Raw genomic sequence first — 2,886 nt, forward strand, 5'->3', positions numbered from 1 at the left:
CGGCGTACCAGCCGTCTCTCGTTCGGCGTCCCGGTGCAGGCTCCACCACGCGATCAGCCCGAAAGCGGTGGCGATCGAGAACTGCAGCCACGAGTACATGCCCTGCGAGCCATCGGGTTTGAAGATCACCATCACCCACGTCGAGAAGCCGGCGATGAGCGCGACCGCCCGTCGTGACTGGGCCAGCGGCGCCACCACCGCCAGGGGCCAGGAGTAGTACCACGGCAGGGCGGCCGGAACGAAGAGCACCACGACCAGCATCGACCACGCTATTCCGGTGAGCACGGCGCGGTCGTCACGGCGAAACCGCCACCACAACACCGGCAATGCGATCGCGATGATCGCGATCCCGATGAGCCGGGTGACGCGCAGCAGCGGGTAGAAGTTCACCCAGAAGAAGCCGCTGCCCAGGAAGTGGATCACGTTGGCGGCGGCGGTCGGCACGCTCAGCCAGTTGATGATCTTCACCGATCCGGCCAGCGCGGTCAGCCATCCCAAGCCGACCCCGGCGACGGCCGACAGGATCGCGAACACCACGGCGAAGATCAGCAGTGTGGCCGCGGCGGCCGCCAGGAACGCCTGAACCGGTCGGTAGCCGCGCCGCTCGCGCAGATGGCGCGCCCACACCCAGACCAAGAAAGGCAGCGCGATGCCGGCGGTGGCTTTGACCGCGATCGCCACCGTGATCAGTGTCGTGCCCGCGATGTCGCGGCCGGCGAAAATAAGCGCGATGCTGGCGGTCATCAGCCCCACCATCAGCATTTCGTTGTGCACCCCACCCATCAGGTGGATGAGCACCAACGGGTTGAGCACACAGATCCACAGCGCGGTTGCCCCGCTGGTGCCCAGATGATGAGCGAGCCGGGGAGCGGCCCAGATCAGTAGCGCCAGCCCGGGGAGCATGCACAGGCGCAGCAGCATGGTGCCGACGATCACGTGATTGCCGACCAGCATCGTGACAAGCTTGGCGATCAAGATGAACACCGGCCCATAGGGCGCCGTCGTGATCGTCCAAATTGGACTCACGTTGTCCAGCAAGGAATTCGGGTTTGCGACCGGACCGACGGCGTACGGGTCGAAGCCGTCGCGCAGCAGCGCGCCCTGAGCCAGGTACGAATACGTGTCGCGGCTGAAGATGGGCACCGACAGCAGCAAGGGCGCCAGCCAGTAGGCGGTGGTGGCCCGCATGGTGAACTCGGTGGCTTCGCCCGCGAGCACGCGGCGCCCCAGCAGGAGCCACGCGATCAGCATCAGGCCGACGCCCGTCCACAACAGAATCGACGAGAGCACCAGCCCGTGGCCAAATCGCAGCCAGGACATGTGCATTGATTCCAGCAACGGGTCGTGCGTCTTGGTGCTGCCCGCTCCCAATCCGCCCAGGGTGATCAGCACCGAACCGCTGAAGCCGAGCTTCGCCGGTTTCGCGTCGGGGGTGCCGGCGAACCTGACGAGGCCGGAAACATGTTCTCTGGCAGACTTTTTCGTCGATGACGAGCCAGTCGTCTGCGGGTGTGTCGGCGCGCTCATCGGCTCAGGCGGACCGGTTCGTGGCCATCTTGGCCAGTTCGGACAGCCCCGCTTTGGCTGCCGAGTTGATGGGTGCGGCCGCCAACGCGGCCAGTGCCCGCTGGGTCAGGGAAGCGATGCGTTCTTCGGCCGCGGCCAGGGCGCCCACCGATTCGATGACGTCGCGGAGCCGGTCGACCTGCGCGTCGGTCAGTTCCGCGCCGATCGAACTGCGTAACAGGTTTGCGGCTGCGGGATCCGACTTCTCGGCCAGCTCGACTGCCTCGGCCAGCAGCACCGTTCGTTTGCCCGACCGCAAATCGTCACCTGACGGTTTGCCGGTCACCGCCGGGTCACCGAAGACGCCGAGCACATCGTCGCGCAGCTGGAACGCGACTCCGAGATCCGTGCCGATCTGCCCGAAGGCGTCTTGCACGTCGGGGCGGTCGGCGGCGGCGGCCACCCCGAGCTGCAGCGGCCGCGAAACGGTGTAGCAGGCGGTCTTGAACGTGTTGACGTTCATCGCCGACGCGATCGAGTTCGCCGCGCTGGCCTCGGCGACGATGTCGAGGTACTGCCCACCCAGCACCTCGGTGCGGATGTCGGCCCACACTCGCCGGACCCGCCGGTGGGCGTCGGCCGTCAGGTCCACCCCGAAGACGATGTCGTCCGCCCAGGCCAGCGCGAGGTCGCCGAGCAGTATCGCGGCCGATACCCCGAATCGCTCCGACGAGCCCTGCCAGTTCCGCCCGCGATGCAGAGCCGCGAAGTGGACGTGCGTCGTCGGGCGGCCGCGACGGGTGGAGGAATCGTCGATCACGTCGTCGTGCACCAGGGCACAGGCGTGCAGCAGCTCGAGCGCGGAAAACAGCAGCAGCACTTCGGAATCGGGAGCCTCGGTGGCTACCGCGCGCCAGCCCCAGTAGGCGAAGGCGGGCCGCAGTCGCTTTCCGCCACTCAGCACGAAATCTTCCAGGGCGGCGATCAGGGCGCCGTAGTCCGCGCCGATGTAGGCGGTATCGGCCCGCCGGTCACGCAGGTACCGCCGAAGTTGGTCGGTGATGGCGCCGGTCAACTCGACGGTTGCCGCTGCTGCCGTAGCGTTCAGGCTCAGCGCGGCGCCCCTTTCTGCTCAACGTCGCCTGGTTTGTCCCAGGCTCGATCAGTGTATTCGGCGGAGCACCTTGCGCCCCCGCAAGATGACGCGACGCGGACGACCAGTTGCTTCGACTACCTCACTAACTGGCCCCTATGCTGGCGGGGGCGTCTGGGCCGCGCGGAACGGCCCCCAGGGCAGTAATAGTCGAGAAGAGAGAAGCCGCGTGACCCTCAACACGATTGCGCTCGAGCTGGTGCCGCCGAATGCGGACGAAGATCGCG

Annotated in this window: 2 protein-coding genes; both read right to left on the reverse strand. The window is 67.0% G+C overall.

Going from position 1 to position 2,886, the window contains the following annotated elements; translation table 11 throughout:
* Positions 1 to 1,527: alpha-(1->6)-mannopyranosyltransferase A (locus JOZ00_RS13870; RefSeq protein ID WP_366022316.1), on the reverse strand; the 1,527-nt coding region annotated here is incomplete at its 3' end.
* A gap of 4 nt (positions 1,528 to 1,531) precedes the next feature.
* On the reverse strand, positions 1,532 to 2,581 hold the full coding sequence (gene idsA2 / locus JOZ00_RS13875; RefSeq protein WP_293344528.1) for a bifunctional (2E,6E)-farnesyl/geranyl diphosphate synthase: 1,050 nt from the start codon (positions 2,579 to 2,581) through the stop codon (positions 1,532 to 1,534).
* Between the last annotated feature and the right edge of the window lie 305 nt (positions 2,582 to 2,886).

The sequence above is a fragment of the Mycobacterium sp. genome (assembly GCF_019243155.1).
Taxonomy (GTDB): domain Bacteria; phylum Actinomycetota; class Actinomycetes; order Mycobacteriales; family Mycobacteriaceae; genus Mycobacterium.